Consider the following 21,605-nt stretch of genomic DNA (forward strand, 5'->3'; position numbering starts at 1 on the left):
GAGGGAATAATGAAAACTTTGTTAGAAGTAAAAGATTTACAAGTTTCGTTCGACACACATGCTGGTGAAGTACAAGCAGTACGCGGGGTTACTTTTGATTTGAAAAAAGGAGAAACACTAGCAATTGTAGGGGAATCTGGTTCTGGTAAGTCCGTTACATCTAAAGCGTTGATGGACTTAATTCCAAAGCCGCCAGGACGCATTAAGAATGGAGAAATTATTTTTGACGGCCGTGATTTAACGAAGTTGTCTGAAAAAGAAATGCAACAAATTCGCGGAAAAGAGATTGCGATGATTTTCCAAGATCCAATGACGTCGTTAAATCCAACGATGACAATTGGTAATCAAATTATGGAAGGTCTTATTAAACATCAAGGAATGAGTAAAGCTGATGCTCGTAAAGTTGCGTTAGAGCTAATCGACCTTGTAGGCATTCCAAATCCAGAAGCACGTCTCAAGCAATATCCGCACCAATTTTCAGGTGGGATGAGACAACGTGTTGTTATTGCGATGGCGCTTGCTTGTAATCCGAAATTGTTAATTGCCGATGAGCCGACAACTGCACTTGACGTAACAATTCAAGCGCAAATTTTAGAGTTGATGAAAGACATTCAGCAAAAAACAGAAGCGGCTATCATTTTTATCACGCATGATTTAGGTGTTGTTGCGAATGTAGCAGACCGCGTGGCTGTTATGTATGCAGGAAAAGTTGTCGAGATTGGAACAGTTGATGAAATTTTCTATAATCCGAAACATCCGTATACATGGGGATTATTAGCTTCTATGCCGAGCTTAGAAGGCGAAGAAGACGAGTTATATGCAATTCCAGGAACGCCGCCAGACTTATTAAAGCCACCAAAAGGTGATGCATTTGCAGCGCGTAATCCACAGGCGTTAAAGATTGACTTTGAAATGGAACCACCGTTATTCAAAGTAAGTGATACGCATTATGCAGCAACATGGCTGCTTCATGAACAAGCTCCAAATGTGGAGCCGCCTGAAATTGTCCAAAGACGTATTCGACAAATGAAAGCGGGTGAACAGCATGACTAATAATCGTGAAAAATTAATTGAAGTAAAAAATGTAAAACAATATTTTAACGTGAACGGCGGCGTTGTAAAAGCGATTGATGATGTTACGTTTGATATTTACCGCGGAGAAACATTTGGACTTGTAGGAGAGTCTGGTTCTGGTAAATCGACAACGGGAAGAACAATCATTCGTTTATATGATGCAACAGCAGGAGAAGTATTGTTTGACGGGGAAAATGTACACGGTAAGAAATCACGTACTGAATTAAAGAAATTTAACCGTAAAATGCAAATGATTTTCCAAGATCCATACGCATCATTAAATCCGCGTATGAGCGTTGGAGATATTATTGCAGAAGGAATTGATATTCACGGTCTTGCTAAAAACAGAGAAGATCGTATGAAGCGTGTATATGAATTGCTTGAGACGGTTGGTTTGAACCGGGAGCATGCAAGTCGTTTCCCGCATGAATTCTCTGGTGGACAACGTCAGCGTATTGGAATTGCAAGAGCGTTAGCGGTAGAGCCGGACTTTATTATTGCCGATGAGCCGATTTCAGCACTTGACGTGTCAATTCAGGCGCAAGTGGTTAACTTATTGAAAAAGCTACAAAAAGAAAAAGGTTTAACATACTTATTTATTGCCCATGATTTATCGATGGTAAAATATATTAGTGATCGCATCGGTGTTATGTATCACGGGAAAATCGTGGAACTTACAACGAGTGAAGAGTTATACGAGCATCCAATTCATCCGTATACAAAATCACTACTATCAGCAATTCCGCTTCCAGATCCAGATTATGAGCGCAATCGTAAACGTATCGTGTACGATCCGTCTCAGCACCAATATGGTAATGAAGAGCCGCAAATGCGCGAAATTCGCCCAGGACATTTCGTTCTTTGTTCAGAAGCTGAGTATAAAAAATATAAAGAAATCTATCAATAAGAGAAACCGAGCACATGAAAAATGTGCTCGGTTTTTCATTTTTTTCAAGAACAATTAAAAACAAAGAGGGAAAACAGAGTATTTCGCAAAAAAATATATCATAAAAATCTTTAGATTATATTCAGATAATTTAAATAAGTTGAAAATAACAAAAAAATTAATAAATACATTGTTTTTAAAAGAAGTAGGTGGTATAAAATGTTAACAGAAAATTTTCATAAAATAGAAAAATAAATATACAAATAATTGATTTGTATGTATAATATGAATTGTTAGAACTTAATTACTTTTTATTATTTTCAATGAAAGATCTAACATTTTGGAGGAGGGTATAATATATGAAGAAAAAGGTGCCGGTGCTACTTGCATCAACATTGACAGTAAGCATGATTCTAGGGGGATGCGGATATTCAAAAGATGATTCGCAGGCGAAAGCAAAAGGGGACACAAGTAATGCGAAGCAGGTAATCAATATGATTGAAACAGCTGAGCTTCCAACGATGGATACAACATTGACAACGGATGCAACATCTTCCAGCGTAATGAATAATACAATGGAAGGGTTATATCGTCTTGGAAAAGATCAAAAATTAGTTCCAGGTGTTGCCGAGTCGTATGAAAAATCACCTGATGGAAAGAAATATACATTTAAATTACGTAAAGATGCAAAATGGTCAAATGGGGACCCTGTAACAGCAAAAGATTTTGTGTATTCTTGGCAACGAGCAGTAAATCCAGATACAGCTGCAAAATCGTCTTACATAATGTTTGATGTGAAGAATGCAGAGAAGATTAATTTGAAGCAATTACCACCAGACCAATTAGGTGTAAAAGCAGTTGATGATTATACATTAGAAGTAGAACTAGACAATCCAGTTCCGTATTTTCTGAATTTAACAGTGTATCCGTTGTTCTATCCTCTTAATGAAAAATATGTGAAAGAACAAGGTCCGAAGCATGGACTAGAAGCAAATACAACATTGTATAATGGACCATTTGTATTAAGTGAATGGAAACATGAGCAAAGCTTCCAGTTAAAGAAAAATCCATCTTATTGGGATAATAAAACAGTTAAATTAGAGGAAATCAACTATAATATCGTAAAAGAGATAGGGACAGCGGTAAATTTATATGACACAAAAGCAGTTGACCGTGTTTATTTATCGGCAGAATTTGTGGATAAATATAGAAAAGATAGCGGTTTTAAAACGACAAGTGATCCAACAGTATATTTCTTACGTTTAAATCAAAAAAATCCAGTTTTAGAGAATAAAAATATTCGTAAAGCAATTTCTTTAGGGTTTGAGCGTAAAGCGATGGTAAATACATTATTGAATAACGGTTCAAAATCAGCTGGTGGTTTAATTCCAGAAGGCTTTGTTAAGAATTCTGACGGAAAAGATTTCCGTAAAGAAAATGGAAATCTTGTAAAAACTGATGCGAAAGAAGCGAAAAAGTATTGGGAAGCTGGTAAAAAAGAACTTGGGAAAGACACAATTGAACTTGAATTGTTAAACTCTGATATAGAATTATCAAAGAAAACAAGTGAATATTTAAAAGGTGAATTAGAAAAGAATTTACCAGGATTAAAAGTAAATATTAAATCACAACCTTTTGCACAAGTGTTAAAATTAGAAAAGAGCGGCCAGTTTGACATTTCATTTAGCGGTTGGGGACCAGACTATCCAGATGCAATGACATTCCTTGATATGTTTGTAACAAATGGTGCGCAAAATAAAATAGGTTACTCAAATGCTAAGTATGATGAAATCATTAAAAAAGGTAAACAAGATAGTTCAGACGTAAAGGCTCGTTGGAATAGTTTATTGAGTGCAGAGAAAATCTTATTCGATGATGCAGCGATTGCACCAATCTATCAACGTGGAAGAGCATATTTAGAGCGTGAAACAATAAAAGATCTTTACGTCAATAAATATGGTCCAGAGCTAAGCTTTAAATGGACTTCTGTAGGAAAATAATAAGCATAAAAAAAGAAGCAGGATTCGAATCCTGCTTCTTTTTTTAATACGTATGTTTTTTATAAATTCCTTTACCGCCAACTTGATTCCAGCCAGTTTGCACTTCGGCAGATTTATTTACGAATTTCATCTTGTCTTTCCGGCCAAATAATTTTTCCCCGATTCCATTCGTAATAATACCAATAGTTGCGGTAATCCCAATGACTAATGCTGCAACGATTACAAAATCAAGAAAAAAAGCCCCCATATGTAATCCCCCTTTGCACAAGTATACTTATATTGTATGTTGAAAAAGACGAAAAAAAAAGAATTGTTCGATAAAAAGATTGTATTTTCATAATTTGTATAGACAGCGGGAAAGCAGTTTGATAAAATAAAACAAGAACAAACGTTCCTTTATTTTCTTGCATACATACTTTTCTTACAAAATGCACATCTTTTGCATAACTTTTATGTATATTATGAAGAAAATTTATTGTATATTTCTTTCTTGTTCTATTGTATAATGATTATAGAAGTTACTTCTTTAAAATAATTATTTTTTTAGAGAGATTCGCTTGCAAATTTTGAAGTTCTTTATTTTTAGATAAGTAATCATGAGCAATACAAAATTTGTTTGAGTATAATTATAAAAATGTGAAATAGTACAGAATTTGTACTCTTTTAAGGAGAGTGAGTAATGTATGGTAACACTATATAGTTCTCCAAGTTGTACGTCTTGTAGAAAAGCGAAATTATGGTTAGAAGAAAACCATATTCCTTATACAGAACGTAATATTTTCTCTGATCCATTATCGATTGAGGAAATTAAAGAGATTTTACGTATGACGGAAAGTGGAACAGATGAGATTATTTCAACTCGTTCTAAAGTTTTTCAAGAATTGAATATTAATTTAGAATCTTTACCTCTTCAAGATTTATATAAGCTTATTCGCGATTATCCAGGTATTCTTCGTCGTCCTATTATCATTGATGAAAAACGCCTGCAAGTTGGTTATAACGAAGACGAAATTCGTCGTTTCTTACCACGAACAGTGAGAACGTTCCAATTGCGAGAAGCGCAGCGTCTTGTAAATTAATATAATATGAAAAAGGAACTGATTCCCACTCCTGCTTTAGCAGAATGGGCGAATCAGTTCCTTTTCATTTTGTACGGAGGAGAAACTGTACATTTCGTCAAACGACCGATATTGTAAGTAAATCCATTTTGATTATGCAACGCTATAAGTTGGTGCTATGAGAAAACAACATAACCGCTACTTGCTTTCTCCTTTTGTTTTAAATCCTGTCCGTGGCAGAAAAAGGCCCTGACCGCTTCTATGCATGGCCAGATACTCTCGTCCCCACAAAAAGAAAGAGGTTTTTTCTTTGTATTTATAGCAGACAGAAAAAGTCTGATCATAATCAACGATAAATAGTTCAAGTATTTCGCAGCTTTACTTGGTTTACAACCATTCCAACTAGTAGCACTGTAATCATAAAAAGAAAGGGAATGCTTGCCGTGAAAAGTGGTTTTGTCTCGAAAAATGATCTAAGATTTTCTTCATGTGCTACCATTCTGCCTGCCGTGTAAGCTAAGATTACAGCGCCGATATAGACGAGAAGAGGAAATCTTTCCATGCATAATAAAATAAGTTTACTTCCCCAAATAATGATAGGAATAGAAATGAGTAATCCGACAATAACTAATATAATATTTCCATGAGAAGCTCCTGCGATTGCAAGTACATTATCAAATCCCATAACAAGATCTGCAAAAACGATTGTTCGTACCGCCTGAAATAATGTTGTCTTTGCCTTAATATTAGAAAGATCATGGCTGTTATCTGTAAGAAGATTGATTGCAATGAAAGTGAGTAAAATGCCGCCTATTAATTGCAAAAAAGGAATATTAAGTAAATAAACGGCCATTATTGTGAGTAGGATACGTAATATGATGGCTAAACCAGTGCCTAAAACAATCGCCTTATTCCGTTCTGCCTCCGGTAAGTTTCGACTAGCGAGTGCAATGACTATTGCGTTATCGCCGCCTAATACAACATCGATACCAACGATGATAAAGATGGATGTGAGAAAGTCTAAATCCATTCAGTTTGCCTCCATTTACTCAGTCCTAATAGGAAGAAATATCGTCTATCAGGAGCGGATTTGTTTTCATTCACGTCATAGGTAAGAGAGAGATTTTGTTTATGTATCGTAAGCTTGTTTCGTTTACATCATATGCAGGAAAAAAGAATATAGGACAATCATTTCTGGTGATAGCATGTCCAATGTTTTTCCTAAAATAAGAAGAGGGGGATCCATGTTGATTTTTCAACGCTATAAGTTGCTGCAATGAAGAAAAACCATGCCCTGTACTTGCTTTCTCCCTTTGTTTTAAATCTTGCCCGTGGCAGAAAAAGGCCCTGACCGCTTCTATGCACGGCGAGATGCTCTTGCCCATCAAAAAGAAAGAGGTTTTGAGTTCGGTTTTTCAATTTGTATTCCTATACAGTAAAAATCGTTGCTCTATATAAACAAAAAGTTGGGTAAATGACTGTTTTTTTGGCAAATAAGGTGATTTTATTTCCATTCTGGCGCATCTTATCATAAAATGAGAGTACAAGATTCTAATTTTTTTGTAATATGATTGGGGATTCCCTTCATAACTATTCCAAACAGGAAGGGAGAGGTGCATTATGGATATTGAAAGAGTTAATGATCATACGATGAAATTTTATATCTCGTACATTGATATAGAAGACCGCGGATTTAACCGTGAAGACATCTGGTATAATCGCGATAAAAGTGAACAATTATTTTGGGAAATGATGGATGAAGCGCGTGACCATGATGACTTTTTTATAGATGGGCCGCTTTGGATTCAAGTGCAGGCGCTTGAAAAGGGAATTGAGGTACTTGTAACGAAGGCACAGCTTTCGAAAGACGGGCAAAAATTAGAACTACCAATTGGCCTTGATAAAATTATCGATATTCCTTTAGATGAGCGAATTGAATCGTTATTTGAACAGGAATTAGCAGAGGTAGAAGCAGGAGCAATTTTTAACGAAGATGGTACATTCGGTTTTTTAATTAAATTTGACGACTTTGAGCATGTTATTTCATTAAGTCATCGACTTATATTTGAAGAGATAAAGGATGAATTATATTCATTTGAAGACCGCTATTATGTATATGTTGAGTTTGATGAGGTAGTGCACGATGAAGAGGAAATTGACCGTATTTTAAGCGTGATTTTAGAATATGGAGAGGAATCTGCTTTAACAATTCATCGTGTTCGTGAATACGGAAAGCAAATTGTTGTTGAAGGGGCGCTTGAAACAATTCGTCATCATTTTTCTCCTGGAATGTAGGCCGATTTCCTTATAATGAAATCGGCTTTTTAAATGCGTATATACGAACAGTGATTGCAAGTAAGGGGGACGGGTATGAAAAATACGTTGAAGTTATTGTTCTTTTTAATTGGTTTATTTGCTGTATTTATTTCGTTGCGTTTGTTTATTGATGTAACATTTTATTCAGATGTAATTGGCATTAAAGATATTTCGTTTTTAGGAATTTTAAGTATTTTATTTACAATATCAGGGTTTCTAATTGGGTTTGTCATTTTTTTAGAAAATCGTCATCCCTCGAAAACATTAACTTGGTTAATTGTGCTTGGCATTTTTCCGGTAGTTGGTTTTTTTGCATATCTTCTGTTTGGACAAAATTTTCGAAGGAAACGAATGTTTCAAAAGAAAGCGCTTTTAGACGAACAAGCATTTTTACAGTATAAAGGGCATGAATACGATCAGGATCGTATATTGAAAAAGCATGGACATCAAGAATTATTGTTTCGGTTAGCTGATCGTCTAGGAGCATTAAATATTTCCTTTCATACGGAAACGAAAGTATTAACAAATGGGAAAGAGACATTTCAAGCTATTTTAGATGGATTGAAAAAGGCAAAGCATCATATTCATATGGAATATTATATTGTGCGTGATGATAAAATTGGCACAAAAATTAAGGACATCCTTATCGAAAAAGCAAAAGAGGGTGTGGTTGTTCGATTTTTATATGATGCTGTAGGGAGTTTTAAACTTTCAAACACATATATTGAAGAATTGAACAAAGCCGGTGTTGAAATGGTCCCGTTTTTTCCTGTGCGTTTTCCGATTTTAAATGACAAAATTAACTATCGAAATCACCGGAAAATTATTGTTGTTGACGGAAATGAAGGATTTGTTGGCGGTTTAAACATTGGGGACGAGTATTTAGGAGAAAATAAATATTTTGGTTTTTGGCGAGACACTCATTTATATTTACGAGGCGAAGCGGTGCGAAGTTTACAACTTATCTTTTTACAAGATTGGTTTTATATGACGGGGGAAGCTGTATTAACTCCTGATTATTTACAGGCGGATGTTGTAAACGGGGAAGAACAGGGAGGTGTGCAGCTCGTTGCAGGCGGACCTGATAATAAGTGGGAAACGATTAAGCATTTATATTTTGCGATGATTGCCTCAGCACGAAAATCAATTTGGATTGCAACGCCATATTTTATTCCAGATGATGATATTTTATCAGCATTAAAAGTAGCGGCGTTAGCAGGTATTGATGTTCGCTTGTTAATGCCGAGTAAACCGGATAAGAGGACTGTATTTTATGCGTCACGCTCTTATTTTCCAGAATTATTAGAGGCAGGCGTCAAAATATATGAATATGAAAAAGGGTTTTTACACAGCAAAGTTGTGATTGTTGATTCTGATTTGGCGTCAATTGGAACGGCAAATATGGATATGAGAAGTTTTCATTTGAATTTTGAAGTGAATGCTTTTTTATATGATACAAACAGTATTCGTAAACTTGTGACCGATTTTGAAGAGGATTTGCGGGTGTCGAATGAAATTCATGCCGATCGTTTTCATAACCGTCGTCTTGTGATGCGGATTGTGGAATCGACATATCGGTTATTATCTCCTTTACTTTAAAGGCTCATGGAAATGAGTCTTTTTTGCACTTGGGCAGGAACTCATTCCTCGTTGTCGAATAGTCCATACGGAAGAAAGGAGTGATTTTATGTTTATTGCAAAGAGAGAAAACGGGGAAGAAATTCATCTTCTTCATGGATGGAAGGAAAAGCAGCTTATGGTGTTACGGAAGAACGAGCGCTTTTTCTGTCCCATTTGTTACTTCGAAGTACAGCTGAAATTAGGAAAACAAAAGCAGTGGCATTTCGCTCATAAGAAATCACATAGCTGTAAAATTGAGTTTGAAAATGAATCAGCGTATCACTTGCAGGGGAAAGAGCAGTTATACAGATGGTTTCAGTCACAAGTTTATTCAGTAAAAATAGAGCACTATTTACCAGCGATTCAGCAGCGGCCTGATTTGTTTGTAACAATTGGGAATCGGCAAATTGCAATTGAATATCAATGCGCAACTTTATCAGAGAAGCAGTTGTTAAAACGAACGGAAGGGTATTGGAAAGAAGGGATTCAAATATTATGGATTTTAGGAGGGAATCAATTCAAACGTCACGGGGCATATTGGTTGTCGCTTTCCTCATTTCACTCATGCTGTGTGCAATATCACCCCAATCCATATCTCCTCTATTATTGTCCAGATGCAAAGGCCTTTTTCAAATGTAATCTTCTTTTACCCTTTTCCTCGTCTATCGTTTTTTCACATGCAATTTATTTTCCTCTTCATATCACTACATTCAAAACCCTTCTTACAACATCTCCCATTTCCATTCAACGTATAGAAAAAGAGTGGCTGAATAAAAAACAGCGCTTCCGAGCAAATAGCATTCATATGTGGAAACAAAGTGATCGCTCTTTTTTAGAGCTTCTTTATCAGCACAGCATATCTCCCTCTTGTTTTCCTGCTGAAATTGGTGTTCCTTTACCATCGCTTTTGGCATTTCGTACTCATTCTTTCGTATGGCAAGCTTATGTTTTAATTGAGCTATTAGGAAAATTTGAGGTTGGAGAGTATTTTTCATTGCATACTGTTTTTCGGTATGTTGAACGGCATAGGGGGATTCGTAGACGCTCTCTTCCATATTTTTCGCAAATATTTTGGCAGCAAGCAGTGAGAGAATATATGCAATTTTTATGTGTAATTGGGGAGATTGAGCAAGTAGATGTTTACAAATATCGAAAAATACGCTGTTTTATTGTTGCTAAAACAGAAGAGGAAGTGCAGAAATTTGATCGCTTATTTTTAACAGAGGCTCTTATACTTTTGGAAGCAAAGTACAACATGAGTGAAGGGAAAACGGATATAATAGAAAAGTACCCAGAAGGAATTACATAAGAAGAATCGAATTGTACTATATAAATACGAATTGAAAAAACAGCATAAAAACCCTTTCTTTTTAGGTGGACGAGAGCATCTGGCCATGCGTAGAAGCGGTCAGGGCCTTATTTTGCCACGTGTAAGATTTAAAACAAAGGGAGAAGGCAAGTAGCGGTCATGTTGTTTCTGCATAGCGGCGACTTATATGTTGAAAAATCAAAATGGATTTATATGGGATAGGAATAAGGAGGGTTTACAAATGAATGAACAAAAAACAGCAAAAGCATTGCCAGCGCGTAGTGAAATTGAAGTAGAAAACACGTGGCGCTTAGAAGATATTTTCCAAACGGATGCAGAGTGGGAAACGGAATTTCAAGCGGTGAAAGAATTATTACCAAAGATGACGGGATTTAAAGGCAAACTTGGAGAATCAGCAAATACATTGCTAGAGGCACTGCAATATGAAGATGAAATATCAATGCGTCTTGGTAAACTGTATACATACGCACATATGCGCTATGACCAAGATACAACAAATTCATCTTATCAAGCATTAAATGACCGTGCGAAGAGTTTGTATTCTCAAGTATCAAGTAATATGGCGTATATTGTTCCGGAAATTTTAACGATTTCAGAAGAGACATTACAATCATTTTTACAAGAAAGTAAAGAATTAAAGGTATATGAGCATGCATTAGAAGAAATTACGCATCAACGTCCTCACGTATTATCAGAGGCGGAGGAAGCGTTATTAGCGCAAGCTTCGGAGGTTATGAGTGCATCTAGTAACACATTTGGTATATTAAATAACGCAGACTTAAAATTCCCATCTATTCAAGATGAAAATGGGGAAGAGGTAGAAGTGACGCATGGACGTTATATTCAATTTTTAGAAAGTGATGATCCTCGTGTTCGTCATGATGCGTTTCATGCGGTATATGAAACGTATGGAAAATATAAGAATACATTTGCGAGCACATTAAACGGTGCAATTAAACGAAATAACTTTTATGCGAACGTCCGTAAATATGACTCTGCTCGCCAAGGGGCGCTGAGCAATAATAATATTCCAGAGTCTGTATATGATCAGCTTGTGGAAACAGTAAATGAAAACTTACATTTATTACATCGTTACATTGACATTCGGAAACGAGCACTTGGATTAGATGAATTGCACATGTATGATTTATACACACCGCTCGTACCAGAAGCGAAAATGAACGTCACGTATGAAGAAGCGCAAGATATCCTTTTACAATCATTACATGTACTTGGGGAAGAGTATGTTGAGATTTTAAAAGAAGCGTATGAAAATCGCTGGGTAGATGTATATGAAAATAAAGGGAAGCGAAGCGGTGCTTATTCATCTGGTGCATATGGAACAAATCCATATGTATTAATGAACTGGCATGACAATGTAAATAATTTGTTTACGCTTGCGCACGAGTTCGGTCATTCTGTGCACAGTTATTATACAAGAAAAACGCAGCCTTATGTGTATGGCGATTATTCGATTTTCGTTGCGGAGGTAGCGTCTACATGTAATGAGGCACTTCTCAATGATTACTTATTAAAAACGACAGATGATAAGAAGAAGCGCCTATATTTATTAAATCATTATTTAGAAGGCTTCCGTGGTACAGTATTCCGTCAAACAATGTTTGCTGAGTTTGAACATGTAATTCATCAAAAAGTGCAAGAAGGCCATGCAGTAACGCCAGATATGTTAACGGACATTTACTATGAGCTAAATAAAAAGTATTTCGGCGATAGCTTAGTAATCGATAAAGAAATTGGTTTAGAGTGGTCTCGTATTCCACATTTCTATTACAATTATTATGTATATCAATATGCGACGGGCTTCAGTGCAGCAACTGCTCTATCAAAACAAATTTTAGAAGAAGGTAAGCCAGCTGTAGAACGTTACATTAATGAGTTCTTAAAAGCAGGAAGCTCTGACTATCCAATTGAAGTATTGAAAAAAGCTGGTGTTGATATGACGTCATCAGAGCCTGTAAAGGAAGCAATGCAAGTATTTGAAGAGAAATTAAATGAATTAGAAGCACTTCTATTTGAAGAGAAGTAGAAAGAAACGAGAGTCGCATGACTCTCGTTTTTTGTCCCGCTCTAACGGCTAGAATCTCCGGTCGTTTCGCTCCCTCGGACGAGGCAAAAAGCGCCTCTTTGTCAGGGGCGTGGGTGTCCTGCGATTCTGAGCAAGCCGCTTCCGCTTTTCTAAAGAGATAGGTGGGGGATGAAAAACCCCCCACTGATGGAAGTTTCACTGTATTTAAAATCCTTTAAAACGCTTTTGGCTACTGAAATAAGATACAGTGAATATAATTGCTCCAAATAAAAGGGGAAGTGATAAAATGAGCGGAAACACTTGTAATAATGAAAGAACGTATAAACAAAAAAGGAGAAAAACAATACAAAGGAGTAATAAAAGATAGGATTTTTTCAATGAAATCCCTCCTAAAAAGATTCTTTATAAATTGTATTCTAAAATGAAAACGTTTAGAATGTGACAGAAATGTGAAATTCGACAAAAAAGGTTGTCATCTGACGTCGAATCTTGTAATATAATAAACGTGAACGAATTCACATACAAACATATACCCCTTTGTTTGAACGTGAAAATTTCTCCCATCCCCTTTAATATTTTTATAAGCCGTAAAGAAAACGACCTAGTGTTTTACACTAGGTCGTTTTCCTTTGTAATCCATTTCCAATAACGTTCTCGTTTTATATCAATCATGCGTACTTTTCTCTTCAGTAACAATTTTTTCATTTCTCGTTCTGTTTCATTTTCAGAGTAATTATAAATAAAAGCAATTTCTTTTGTTGACATAAACTGAACATGCTCTAGTAATATTTCTAGAGAAGGAAGTGGCTGTGGCTCAATTTCTTCTTTCACAATTTCTTTTAATACTTGTACGTATACATCGTAACAATAAATACCGCCAATTTTAATTCCTTCTTCGTTTGAGTTTGCGTGAAAGAAAACGAGAGAAGGAATTTCTGTAATGTGCATTTCATTCGTAAATTTTAAATCACATTGAAAGGCTTTTGTCGCGCTTACAGAATGTAAATCTTGTTTGAATTCTTCCACATCAATTCCACTTTGCTTCGCACATGTGAGCAGCGTATCTATGTTAGGCTTTGCTATATTTTCAAGTAAAATGTACTCTTGTAGTTTTCGTAAAAATTTCGAACCTGCTTTTCGACCTTGTAATTCTGCTGCTTTAATTGCAATTGAAATGATATATGGAGTGGAAGCGCCGCTGTGCATATATACTTTTCCGTCGCAAGAAAACCCTTGTAAACTTGTTGTTTTCTCCCACACAAATCGAATATTAGCAGGTTTATTCCATTTGTGTGATGGGGAAATAGCCCCTTCTACTTTACCGGTAACGATGTGACGGAGTGAAAAGTATTTTCCATATTCGAGCCATAATTTAATTATTAATGGATCAATGTCCCAACAATCTTTACATAGTGGATCAATAAATAAATATGCTTCTACAGACTTAGGCTCACATTTTGAAGGAGAGATTGGTACAGTATATTTTGTTTCCTGTTTATCCATTAAGCTTCACCTGTTTCGGGAGTGTTCACCATATGCTGTGCAGTTAATGTCAAACGTTCAAATATAAAATCACGAATCGGTCCATGTACATCCGTATCATCCATCGCTTGCTCCATACAGGAGAGCCAGGCTTTTGCCCGCTTTGGTGTAATTTCGAATGGCAGATGGCGAGCGCGTAGCATTGGATGACCATGCTCTTCTGTATAAAGGCTCGGTCCTCCTAAATATTGCGTTAAAAATTGTTTTTGCTTCCTAGCAGTTTCTGTTAAATCGTCTGGGAAGATGGGAGATAAGTCAGGGTGTTTACTGACATAGGAATAAAATGTATCGACTAATCTTGCAATGCCTTGTTCACCGCCAATTGCTCCAAATGGTGTCGTTGGTTGCTTGTTCATCCTTGTAACTCCTTTTTCCATCAAATGTATATATCTATCCTCGCTATGATTTGTAGTAAGACAAAGAGATAGGCGAGAGATAATTGTAAGTAAGAGCCCGATTGGTTCAACTAACCTCTTGTGAGGAAAAACGTCTCACAAGAGGAAGTTTCACTTTATTGTAGCAACGGATTGTCATGAAGAGCAAATAAATAGCTCTCAATCAATCCTTTGCTAGTTTATTGCTCTTTTTGCTCTTTGGCAAGAAAAAAGCGTTGTACTTTATTTTTTGTATGTCTGATAGGAATATTATGCTCCTTTAAGAAAGAGGAAAATGCTGCTTGTCCAGCCTGTTCATCGCTTACTTCATATTCAATTTCATAATCATCATGCTCGTAATAAAAACTATGATCGAATACGAGTGTACCGCCTTCAAATGTTGTTTCTGCTCGTTCTGTTGTTAAGCTTCCCATATACTGTAGTGAAGAAACAGGAATTTGTAGCTTTTCTAATTGCTTAGAAACGGCACCCTCGATTACTTTATTTGTTTCAATCATTATGTGAGCTTCTTCTTCTGTTAACGTTTGATGTGTCTCTAATAAGCCGATCTCTGCTGGCTGTTTGAGTGTTAGCGTATACGTATTATTTTTATGGCGAATACGAAGGGCAGAACCGGCGTTTTTTAATGAAAATGCTGGCGTTTCGAAATAATGATTGACTTGTTTTGCAAATGTTGTAATGGAAAATGCGTGACATAAAGAATGGAATTCTTCTTTTGTTACTATATTTTTAAATTCAATTTCAATTTCTTGTTTCATATGTACGCTCCTTTTGTGAAATATCTGTTATTCATTATCGCTTTTTCTTAAATTTCAATCAATGTTTTATTTGTTTCAGTGTATGTTATGTTACAATGAAAATGTTGATTATGACAGGAAGTAGGATATGGAGGAGTTAAAGTATGCAAAATAAAATTCAAGTTAAGAGCGTAGAAAAAAGAGAGAATGCTCTTATTTTTTGTGCAGAAAATACGGAGCTATGTGTAGAAAAATTAAAAGCACGTAGTCATGTACTTGTGGATTCAGACAATTTATCATTTTTATATATTTTAGAGAATGAAACATCTTTTATTTACATAAGCATCCTGCATACGTTTTGGGAAGAATTAAAACTTGCAATGCAGAATGACGAAAAAATGTTTGTTCGTATTCAAGACGTTGAAATTGAATTAGAACAAATGAAAGAAGAATTAGAGTATTTAATTGGAAATATTGAAGGAAATGCAAATTACGGTGAGGAACTCGTAAATGAAGTAGAAAGAGTGTTTCTGTAAAGGGAAGCTTTCAGCGGGATAAAAGAAACTGATTTGTTTTGGTGGTGGTTACATTGGATCGAAATTGGGAAGAATTTTTAGCCCCTTATCATCAAGCTGTAGGAGAATTGAAAGTAAAATTAAAAGGAATGCGTTCTCAGTTTGAAATGTTGGCCGAACATTCGCCGATTGAGTTTGTAACAGGTAGAGTCAAATCTGTTGCAAGTATTATTGATAAAGCAGAAAAACGAAACATTTCGCTCAGTCGTTTGCAAGAAGAGATGCAAGACATTGCGGGGCTTCGGATGATGTGCCAATTTGTTGATGATATTAAGCCAGTTGTAGAGTATTTACGAAAACGTAACGATTTTGAAATTGTCGAAGAACGCGATTATGTGACGCAAAAGAAAGAAAGTGGATATCGCTCCTATCACGTTGTTATTAGTTACCCTGTGCAAACGATTCGCGGAGAGAAAAAAGTGTTAGTTGAAATTCAAATTCGAACGTTAGCAATGAATTTTTGGGCAACAATAGAGCATTCTTTAAATTATAAATATCGTGGACGCTTTCCAGAAGATATTAAAGTGCGTTTGCAGCGCGCAGCTGAAGCCGCTTATTTATTAGATGAAGAGATGTCTTCGATTCGTCTTGAAATTAAAGAAGCACAAAAGATTTTTTCGCGCAAGAAAGAGACGAAGGAAACAGAATAATAAACTAAAGGGTGTTGGGCGATGAAATTTGCAATTATGTCAAAGGGAGATCAATCATCAAATGCGCTTATGAGTACGATGACCGAGTACTTATGTGATTTTGAATTTACAATGGATGAAAACGAGCCAGATATTGTAATTTCCGTTGGAGGAGACGGAACGTTGCTGCATGCGTTTCATCGCTACCAGAATCGGTTAGACAAAACAGCATTTGTCGGGGTACATACTGGGCATTTAGGATTTTATGCAGATTGGTTACCGACAGAAGTTGAGAAGCTTGTCATTGCGATTGCGAAAACGCCTTTTCAAGTTGTTGAATATCCATTATTAGAGGTCATTATTCGTTATATGAATGGGAATAAAGAATCACAATATTTAGCGCTAAATGAAGCAACGGTAAAAAGCAGTGAAGGAACACTTGTTATGGATGTAGAAATTCGCGGTGAATATTTTGAAACATTTCGCGGCGATGGTCTCTGTATTTCAACACCTTCTGGTAGTACTGCGTATAATAAAGCGCTGGGCGGTGCCATTATTCATCCATCGTTGGAAGCAATTCAAATTACAGAAATGGCGTCTATTAATAATCGTGTTTTCCGTACGGTCGGATCTCCTCTCGTATTACCGAAACATCATACGTGTGTGTTAAAACCAGTTAGAGGAATGAACTTGCAAATTACAATTGATCATTTAGCAATGGTTCACCAAGATGTTAAATCAATTCAATATCGGGTCGCAAATCAAAGGGTTCGATTTGTTAGATTTCGCCCATTTCCATTTTGGAAGCGAGTGCGTGATTCATTTGTCGCGGATCAGTAAGGAGAAATTTATAGCAGCGGTCCGGGTTTTTTCTGCCATATGCAAGGGTGAAAACAAAGGGAGAAAGTGAGTGCAGGTCATGTTTTGCTCTGCATAGTAACGATTTATATGTTGAAAAATCAAAATGAATGTATATAGTTAGCCTGGCCATCGGGCTCGTACGGGCGGTTTTACATTGTGAGCACACCATTAGAGAGGGTTAGAAGAGAGCTATGCAATTGAGAAGGTTTACTTTAACGTGGTGTATAACAAAAGCGGATGAAGGAATACTTATTCGCGATTTTTTAAAAACGAAAGGTATTTCAAAGGCAGCGTTAACAGATATTAAGTTTCATGGCGGTGCGATTGAAGTAAATGGACATCATGTAAATGTACGTCATGTTTTGCAAGAAGGTGAAAAGTTAGTAGTATGTTTCCCACCTGAGCAAAGAAGTGAAGGGATGCTAAGTGAGAATATCGCTCTTTCAGTTGTGTATGAAGATGATTCGGTCCTTGTTATTAATAAACGGCCCTATATGTCAACAATTCCGTCAAGAGAGCATCCAAGCGGGAGTGTAGCAAATGCTCTTTTGTATTATTATGATCAGCAAAATCTGGCAAGCACAGTACATATCGTAACGAGGCTTGACCGGGATACATCTGGTTTAATGTTAATTGCTAAAAATCGTTTTATCCATCATTTATTATCGAAGCAACATCAGCAAAAACAAGTGAAAAGAACATACGAAGCGATTGTTCATGGAACGATAGCAGAGGATAGCGGAACAATCGATGCTCCAATTGCACGAAAAGAAGATAGCATTATTGAACGCATAGTGCGTAAAGATGGACAGCGAGCTGTGACTTATTTTCATGTGCAAAAAAGATTGAAAGATAAAACGCATGTAGCGCTTCAATTAGAAACAGGGCGTACGCATCAAATTAGAGTACATATGGCGCATCTTGATCATGCGTTACTTGGTGATGATTTGTACGGCGGGAAAACAGATGAAATAAAGCGGCAAGCACTGCATAGTACAAATTTAACATTTTATCACCCGATATTAGAAAAGCAACTAACATTTTATGCGGAGTTGCCGGCAGATATGAAAAAGCTGATGGAATAGCAATTAAATAGACTAAACTAAGAAGAGGATATTATGTTCAATATATGAGCATATATCCTCTTTTCTTTTACTTTTTAATTAGCACCTACATTGCCCCAATTTTTTCTCTGAGTACAAAAGAAGGTTTATTTCAGCTATGGATTCCCTTGGGATTTGTAGTAGTATTTTTTTACTTGTTTCGTAGCAAAAGAAACCATCCATCTAAAATGAAAGCGAGTATTTTAGGACTTTGCATAGCATTATATCAGTTAATTTTTCAATATGTTGGGTAGTTTTGTTATTCAACTAACTGATGCAATAGTAATTTAAGAGCTGCGATTGTAGCTCTTTTTCTTATGCAGCTAACGGTGCAGTTTAGTGGAAGAAGGATTTTAATTTACTATGATGAAATATATAATCAAGATAAAATCTAAGAAGGAGGTTTAAATACTATAAAAAAATGTTTTGTAGAATGAATGTAAGGGAGGAGAGCTAACTTGGAAATCACAACAGAAAGATTAATAATTAGACCTTTTAAGAGTACTGATTTACAGGATGTATTTGCTATTTATAATAATGATGATACATGTAAGTTCCTATTACATAATAAGTGGACTCATGAAGATATGCAGAAAAGATTTAATAAGAAGCTAGCAAACAATGTACTCACTAAAGAATCAATATTAAGTTTGGCAGTTATATACAAGACTAAAGTAGTTGGTGATCTATCCGTATGGTACACAGATATGAAAGACACTGTTGAAATTGGTTATAGTTTTTCAAATGAAGTAGCTGGGAGAGGTTTGGCAACAGAAGCAGTAAGTAGTTTGGTATTTAAATTATTTGATGATTTTAATGTACATCGTATACAAGCTAATCTTGATGCACGTAATACAGCTTCACAAAAATTGTGTGAACGAATAGGCATGAGAAAGGAAGCCCATTTCATACAAGATTTTTGGAATAAAAATGAATGGACAGATAGTATTGTATATGGAATGTTACCCTCCGATTTGTAGTAATAGACTTAGTGATTTTTATTATGCTAACGGGTGCGTTAGTTGAATAACAAAGGGCATATTATATATGACTAATATGCCCTTTAATTTAGTAACCTTTTTTTAATTTAGGTCTTGATAATCTTTATTCCATCAACTTTTTTTAGTCAATAGAGCGGAATTTCTCCGGTACAAACGGCATCGAAGAAGGAACAGAAAGCGTCTCCATTTCTGGATAACGAAGTCCAGTTAATTTCCCGCCAAATACTGATCCAGTATCAATATTCACGGTATGATTGACGAATCGAGGCTCTTGGACAGGTGTATGTCCATATACAATCCAAGCATCCCCAGTATAATGCTTCGCCCAGTCACGGCGGACAGGAGAACCATCAGGGTGCTTTTCGCCTGTAATGTCACCGTACAAGACGAAAGTTTGAACTTTCTTATCACTTCTCCCGATATAATCTTGGCGAATACCAGCGTGACAAACAACGAGTTTTCCGTTATCTAGGACGTGATAGAGAGGTGACTGTTCGTAAAGGTCAATAAATTTTTTTTGTATTATTTTTTGCTCACGTGTGTTTAATGCTTCGTATTCTGCAACGGTTGTTTCTAGGCCATGTGTCACCTGCACCTTGCGCCCAAGAAAGTAACGATATAATTTATTGCAATGATTCCCAGGGGCATAATATGCTTCTTTTCTATGTATGACAAGTTCCCACACGATTTCAATCATGCGAAGAGAATGAGGACCACGGTCTGTAATATCGCCTACAAAAGCAAGCTGTCGTTTTTGCGGATGAACAGGTAATCCGCTATCCCATGTATAACCAAGCTGCTTTGTTAATGCTTGAAACTCCTCTAAACAGCCATGAATATCTCCAATAACATCATACTTCATATGAAATCACCTACTCTTTTTTTGATTAGTATACCGCTATGAAGGAAAAAAACCATATCCACTCGGATATGGTTTAATCAAACATAAATTTCTTCGTTCGTGACTGCACATTTAGAATGAAGCCAATTGCAATCATATAGGTGAGCAAGGAACTACCACCGTAGCTTAGAAGTGGTAATGTAATACCAGTAATAGGAAGTAGTCCGATTGTCATACCGATATTTTGGAATACTTGGAATGTAAACATCCCGATTGTTCCTGCGCATATATAACTGCCATATGGATCATTACTTTCTAACGCAATGTGAATCATACGATAAATCAATAAGAAGAAGAGTGAAATAACGACGCTTCCTCCTAAAAATCCAAACTTCTCAGCAATATTTGTAAAAATAAAATCCGTATGAGGTTCAGGGAAGTATACTTGTCCATTTGCCCAGCCTTTTCCATATAACTCACCTGATCCGGTCGCTAAAAGGGCCTGAGTTAGCTGATAACCTTGTGTTGGGTATTCATAAGCTGCTAACCAGCCATAGAAACGATCTAATTGATACTCTTGTAAAATATGTGCTTTAAAAAATGCTGTGTGTGCAAAGTAAATATACACAAGTGTTGCACCAACTGCAGTGACAATACCAGCTAAACCGAAAATAAAACGCCAGCGAACGCCGGATACTAGAATCATGGCTGCAAGCATTGCTGAAATTACCATCGTATTTCCTAAATCCGGTTCTTTTGCAATTAATAATAGCGGTGGTAAACTTGCTGCAAATATTTTTCCAAGCAAGAGCATATCTTCTCGAGGTGTTCGAACTACATATTTTTCATTATGATCTACGATAAGACGGCCAACGACAAGAATTAAAAAGAGTTTCATGATTTCTGAAGGTTGGAAATTACCGATACCTGGAAGTGAATACCAAGCTGTTGCCCCTTTAATTGTTACCGAGCCTGGAACATGAAGCTCGAGTCCAAGAAGAAGAACCATTGCGAATCCGTATAAATACCAGCAAATTTGTTTATAACGATCAAAGTCGACCACCATAATTGCAACAATTGCAATCGCACCAATTATATACCATTTAATTTGCTGTGCAACGAAATTAACCTTTTGTAGATTTGGTGGTAATGAAGGCTGTGCACTTGCGATGGCAAAGCAACTTACCGCAGCAATTGCAAGTACAATTAGTATTAAAACGTAATCTATTTGATAGCGAGAATTTTTATCTTTCACCGTACTGTATTCCTTTCTATTACTCATTGTTATTAAAAAACGACACTATTACCATCTTAGCCGATTTTTTGGTGTTTGCAAATATGTTGTTTAGATTTAGGGAGAGAATGTAAGATGTTGGGACAAGAAATGTATCATATGGAAGCTTATGTGACTTTTATCCCGCTATTCGTGGGCAGTAATACTCCCGCCTCAAAATTCAGCGGAAGCATTGTCCAGTTCCAGTGGCTAGAATCTCCGGTCGTTTCGCCCCCTCGGATGAGGAAAAGAGCGCCTCGTGCTCCAACGTCCTGCGATTCTGAGCGAGCCGCTTCCGCTTTTCTTAAGAAGTTAGG

General features: G+C 36.3%; 20 protein-coding genes. 13 read left to right on the top strand and 7 right to left on the bottom strand.

All coding sequences use genetic code 11. The features are described 5' to 3' along the window. Positions 1 to 9 precede the first annotated feature (9 nt). The 3 genes from MR076_RS12950 to MR076_RS12960 all read left to right on the top strand — a co-directional run bounded on the left by MR076_RS12950 (position 10) and on the right by MR076_RS12960 (position 3,960). Complete coding sequence (locus MR076_RS12950) at positions 10 to 1,053, top strand: ABC transporter ATP-binding protein (RefSeq protein WP_242221141.1); 1,044 nt, start codon at positions 10 to 12, stop codon at positions 1,051 to 1,053. Further along, positions 1,046 to 1,981, top strand: coding sequence for an ABC transporter ATP-binding protein (locus tag MR076_RS12955; protein WP_242221142.1), 936 nt, complete (start codon positions 1,046 to 1,048; stop codon positions 1,979 to 1,981). The genes MR076_RS12950 and MR076_RS12955 overlap by 8 nt, the downstream gene beginning before the upstream one ends. 338 nt (positions 1,982 to 2,319) lie before the next feature. Continuing rightward, the gene (locus MR076_RS12960) at positions 2,320 to 3,960 is read left to right on the top strand and encodes a peptide ABC transporter substrate-binding protein (protein WP_242221145.1); all 1,641 of its coding nucleotides are present in this window, start codon (positions 2,320 to 2,322) and stop codon (positions 3,958 to 3,960) included. 43 nt (positions 3,961 to 4,003) lie between these two features. Here MR076_RS12960 and MR076_RS12965 read toward each other — a convergent pair whose 3' ends face one another. Beyond that, a complete protein-coding gene (locus MR076_RS12965) occupies positions 4,004 to 4,207 on the bottom strand; it encodes a hypothetical protein (RefSeq protein WP_035437230.1) in 204 nt (67 codons plus the stop codon). Positions 4,208 to 4,643: 436 nt separating this feature from the next. Here MR076_RS12965 and spx point away from each other — a divergent pair, with 436 nt between their 5' ends. After that, positions 4,644 to 5,039, top strand: coding sequence for a transcriptional regulator Spx (gene spx / locus MR076_RS12970; RefSeq protein ID WP_020059817.1), 396 nt, complete (start codon positions 4,644 to 4,646; stop codon positions 5,037 to 5,039). A 340-nt stretch (positions 5,040 to 5,379) separates the two neighbouring features. Here the strand turns inward: spx and MR076_RS12975 are convergent, their stop codons facing one another. Beyond that, positions 5,380 to 6,048, bottom strand: coding sequence for a TerC family protein (locus MR076_RS12975; protein ID WP_242221147.1), 669 nt, complete (start codon positions 6,046 to 6,048; stop codon positions 5,380 to 5,382). Positions 6,049 to 6,638: 590 nt separating this feature from the next. Here MR076_RS12975 and mecA point away from each other — a divergent pair. The 4 genes from mecA (at position 6,639) to pepF (ending at position 12,331) form a co-directional block, all read left to right on the top strand. Continuing rightward, positions 6,639 to 7,313 carry an adaptor protein MecA gene (gene mecA / locus MR076_RS12980; protein WP_242221149.1) on the top strand — a complete coding sequence of 225 codons (675 nt, stop codon included), beginning with the start codon at positions 6,639 to 6,641 and terminating at the stop codon, positions 7,311 to 7,313. A gap of 75 nt (positions 7,314 to 7,388) precedes the next feature. Then, complete coding sequence (cls, locus tag MR076_RS12985; RefSeq protein ID WP_242221151.1) at positions 7,389 to 8,933, top strand: cardiolipin synthase; 1,545 nt, start codon at positions 7,389 to 7,391, stop codon at positions 8,931 to 8,933. Positions 8,934 to 9,021: 88 nt separating this feature from the next. Further along, entirely contained in the window at positions 9,022 to 10,263 is a 1,242-nt protein-coding gene (locus MR076_RS12990) for a competence protein CoiA (RefSeq protein ID WP_242221152.1), read from the top strand. Positions 10,264 to 10,504: 241 nt separating this feature from the next. Continuing rightward, positions 10,505 to 12,331 (top strand): oligoendopeptidase F, encoded by a 1,827-nt coding sequence (pepF, locus tag MR076_RS12995; RefSeq protein WP_242221154.1) that lies wholly within the window; start codon positions 10,505 to 10,507, stop codon positions 12,329 to 12,331. 609 nt (positions 12,332 to 12,940) lie between these two features. Here the strand turns inward: pepF and MR076_RS13000 are convergent. The 3 genes from MR076_RS13000 to MR076_RS13010 form a co-directional block, all read right to left on the bottom strand. Next, the gene (locus MR076_RS13000; protein WP_242221156.1) at positions 12,941 to 13,834 is read right to left on the bottom strand and encodes a ClpXP adapter SpxH family protein; all 894 of its coding nucleotides are present in this window, start codon (positions 13,832 to 13,834) and stop codon (positions 12,941 to 12,943) included. Continuing rightward, positions 13,834 to 14,229: a globin domain-containing protein gene (locus MR076_RS13005; RefSeq protein ID WP_242221158.1), complete on the bottom strand. Its 396-nt coding sequence runs from the start codon at positions 14,227 to 14,229 to the stop codon at positions 13,834 to 13,836. The genes MR076_RS13000 and MR076_RS13005 overlap by 1 nt, the downstream gene beginning before the upstream one ends. Positions 14,230 to 14,447: 218 nt before the next feature. After that, on the bottom strand, positions 14,448 to 15,026 hold the full coding sequence (locus tag MR076_RS13010) for a CYTH domain-containing protein (protein WP_242221159.1): 579 nt from the start codon (positions 15,024 to 15,026) through the stop codon (positions 14,448 to 14,450). A gap of 143 nt (positions 15,027 to 15,169) precedes the next feature. Here MR076_RS13010 and MR076_RS13015 point away from each other — a divergent pair, with 143 nt between their 5' ends. From MR076_RS13015 to MR076_RS13035, 5 genes are all read left to right on the top strand, one after another. Then, positions 15,170 to 15,541 (top strand): UPF0738 family protein, encoded by a 372-nt coding sequence (locus MR076_RS13015; protein WP_242221160.1) that lies wholly within the window; start codon positions 15,170 to 15,172, stop codon positions 15,539 to 15,541. A gap of 53 nt (positions 15,542 to 15,594) precedes the next feature. After that, on the top strand, positions 15,595 to 16,230 hold the full coding sequence (gene yjbM / locus MR076_RS13020; RefSeq protein WP_242221162.1) for a GTP diphosphokinase: 636 nt from the start codon (positions 15,595 to 15,597) through the stop codon (positions 16,228 to 16,230). A 21-nt stretch (positions 16,231 to 16,251) separates the two neighbouring features. Next, complete coding sequence (locus tag MR076_RS13025) at positions 16,252 to 17,049, top strand: NAD kinase (RefSeq protein ID WP_242221164.1); 798 nt, start codon at positions 16,252 to 16,254, stop codon at positions 17,047 to 17,049. Between the two features lie 218 nt (positions 17,050 to 17,267). Beyond that, a complete protein-coding gene (locus MR076_RS13030) occupies positions 17,268 to 18,155 on the top strand; it encodes an RluA family pseudouridine synthase (RefSeq protein WP_242221166.1) in 888 nt (295 codons plus the stop codon). Positions 18,156 to 18,631: 476 nt separating this feature from the next. Then, positions 18,632 to 19,153, top strand: coding sequence for a GNAT family N-acetyltransferase (locus MR076_RS13035; protein WP_242221168.1), 522 nt, complete (start codon positions 18,632 to 18,634; stop codon positions 19,151 to 19,153). Between the two features lie 142 nt (positions 19,154 to 19,295). Here the strand turns inward: MR076_RS13035 and prpE are convergent, their stop codons facing one another. Both prpE and MR076_RS13045 read right to left on the bottom strand, forming a co-directional pair. Beyond that, a complete protein-coding gene (gene prpE, locus MR076_RS13040; RefSeq protein ID WP_242221170.1) occupies positions 19,296 to 20,036 on the bottom strand; it encodes a bis(5'-nucleosyl)-tetraphosphatase PrpE in 741 nt (246 codons plus the stop codon). Between the two features lie 73 nt (positions 20,037 to 20,109). Continuing rightward, entirely contained in the window at positions 20,110 to 21,270 is a 1,161-nt protein-coding gene (locus MR076_RS13045; RefSeq protein WP_242221172.1) for an FtsW/RodA/SpoVE family cell cycle protein, read from the bottom strand. Positions 21,271 to 21,605 lie beyond the last annotated feature (335 nt).

The organism is Bacillus cereus group sp. BfR-BA-01380 (assembly GCF_022663535.1).
Taxonomy (GTDB): Bacteria; Bacillota; Bacilli; order Bacillales; family Bacillaceae_G; genus Bacillus_A; species Bacillus_A cereus_BB.

What these genes read in the sequence shown, in the direction of transcription:
- mecA (WP_242221149.1), top strand. Translation starts at nt 6,639, where the DNA reads ATGGATATTGAAAGAGTTAATGATCATACGATGAAATTTTATATCTCG.
- MR076_RS12950 (WP_242221141.1), top strand. Translation starts at nt 10, where the DNA reads ATGAAAACTTTGTTAGAAGTAAAAGATTTACAAGTTTCGTTCGACACA.
- MR076_RS12990 (WP_242221152.1), top strand. Translation starts at nt 9,022, where the DNA reads ATGTTTATTGCAAAGAGAGAAAACGGGGAAGAAATTCATCTTCTTCAT.
- prpE (WP_242221170.1), bottom strand. Translation starts at nt 20,036, where the DNA reads ATGAAGTATGATGTTATTGGAGATATTCATGGCTGTTTAGAGGAGTTT.
- MR076_RS12960 (WP_242221145.1), top strand. Translation starts at nt 2,320, where the DNA reads ATGAAGAAAAAGGTGCCGGTGCTACTTGCATCAACATTGACAGTAAGC.
- MR076_RS13010 (WP_242221159.1), bottom strand. Translation starts at nt 15,026, where the DNA reads ATGAAACAAGAAATTGAAATTGAATTTAAAAATATAGTAACAAAAGAA.
- pepF (WP_242221154.1), top strand. Translation starts at nt 10,505, where the DNA reads ATGAATGAACAAAAAACAGCAAAAGCATTGCCAGCGCGTAGTGAAATT.
- MR076_RS12965 (WP_035437230.1), bottom strand. Translation starts at nt 4,207, where the DNA reads ATGGGGGCTTTTTTTCTTGATTTTGTAATCGTTGCAGCATTAGTCATT.
- MR076_RS13005 (WP_242221158.1), bottom strand. Translation starts at nt 14,229, where the DNA reads ATGAACAAGCAACCAACGACACCATTTGGAGCAATTGGCGGTGAACAA.
- MR076_RS12955 (WP_242221142.1), top strand. Translation starts at nt 1,046, where the DNA reads ATGACTAATAATCGTGAAAAATTAATTGAAGTAAAAAATGTAAAACAA.
- spx (WP_020059817.1), top strand. Translation starts at nt 4,644, where the DNA reads ATGGTAACACTATATAGTTCTCCAAGTTGTACGTCTTGTAGAAAAGCG.
- MR076_RS13000 (WP_242221156.1), bottom strand. Translation starts at nt 13,834, where the DNA reads ATGGATAAACAGGAAACAAAATATACTGTACCAATCTCTCCTTCAAAA.
- MR076_RS13015 (WP_242221160.1), top strand. Translation starts at nt 15,170, where the DNA reads ATGCAAAATAAAATTCAAGTTAAGAGCGTAGAAAAAAGAGAGAATGCT.
- MR076_RS13025 (WP_242221164.1), top strand. Translation starts at nt 16,252, where the DNA reads ATGAAATTTGCAATTATGTCAAAGGGAGATCAATCATCAAATGCGCTT.
- MR076_RS12975 (WP_242221147.1), bottom strand. Translation starts at nt 6,048, where the DNA reads ATGGATTTAGACTTTCTCACATCCATCTTTATCATCGTTGGTATCGAT.
- cls (WP_242221151.1), top strand. Translation starts at nt 7,389, where the DNA reads ATGAAAAATACGTTGAAGTTATTGTTCTTTTTAATTGGTTTATTTGCT.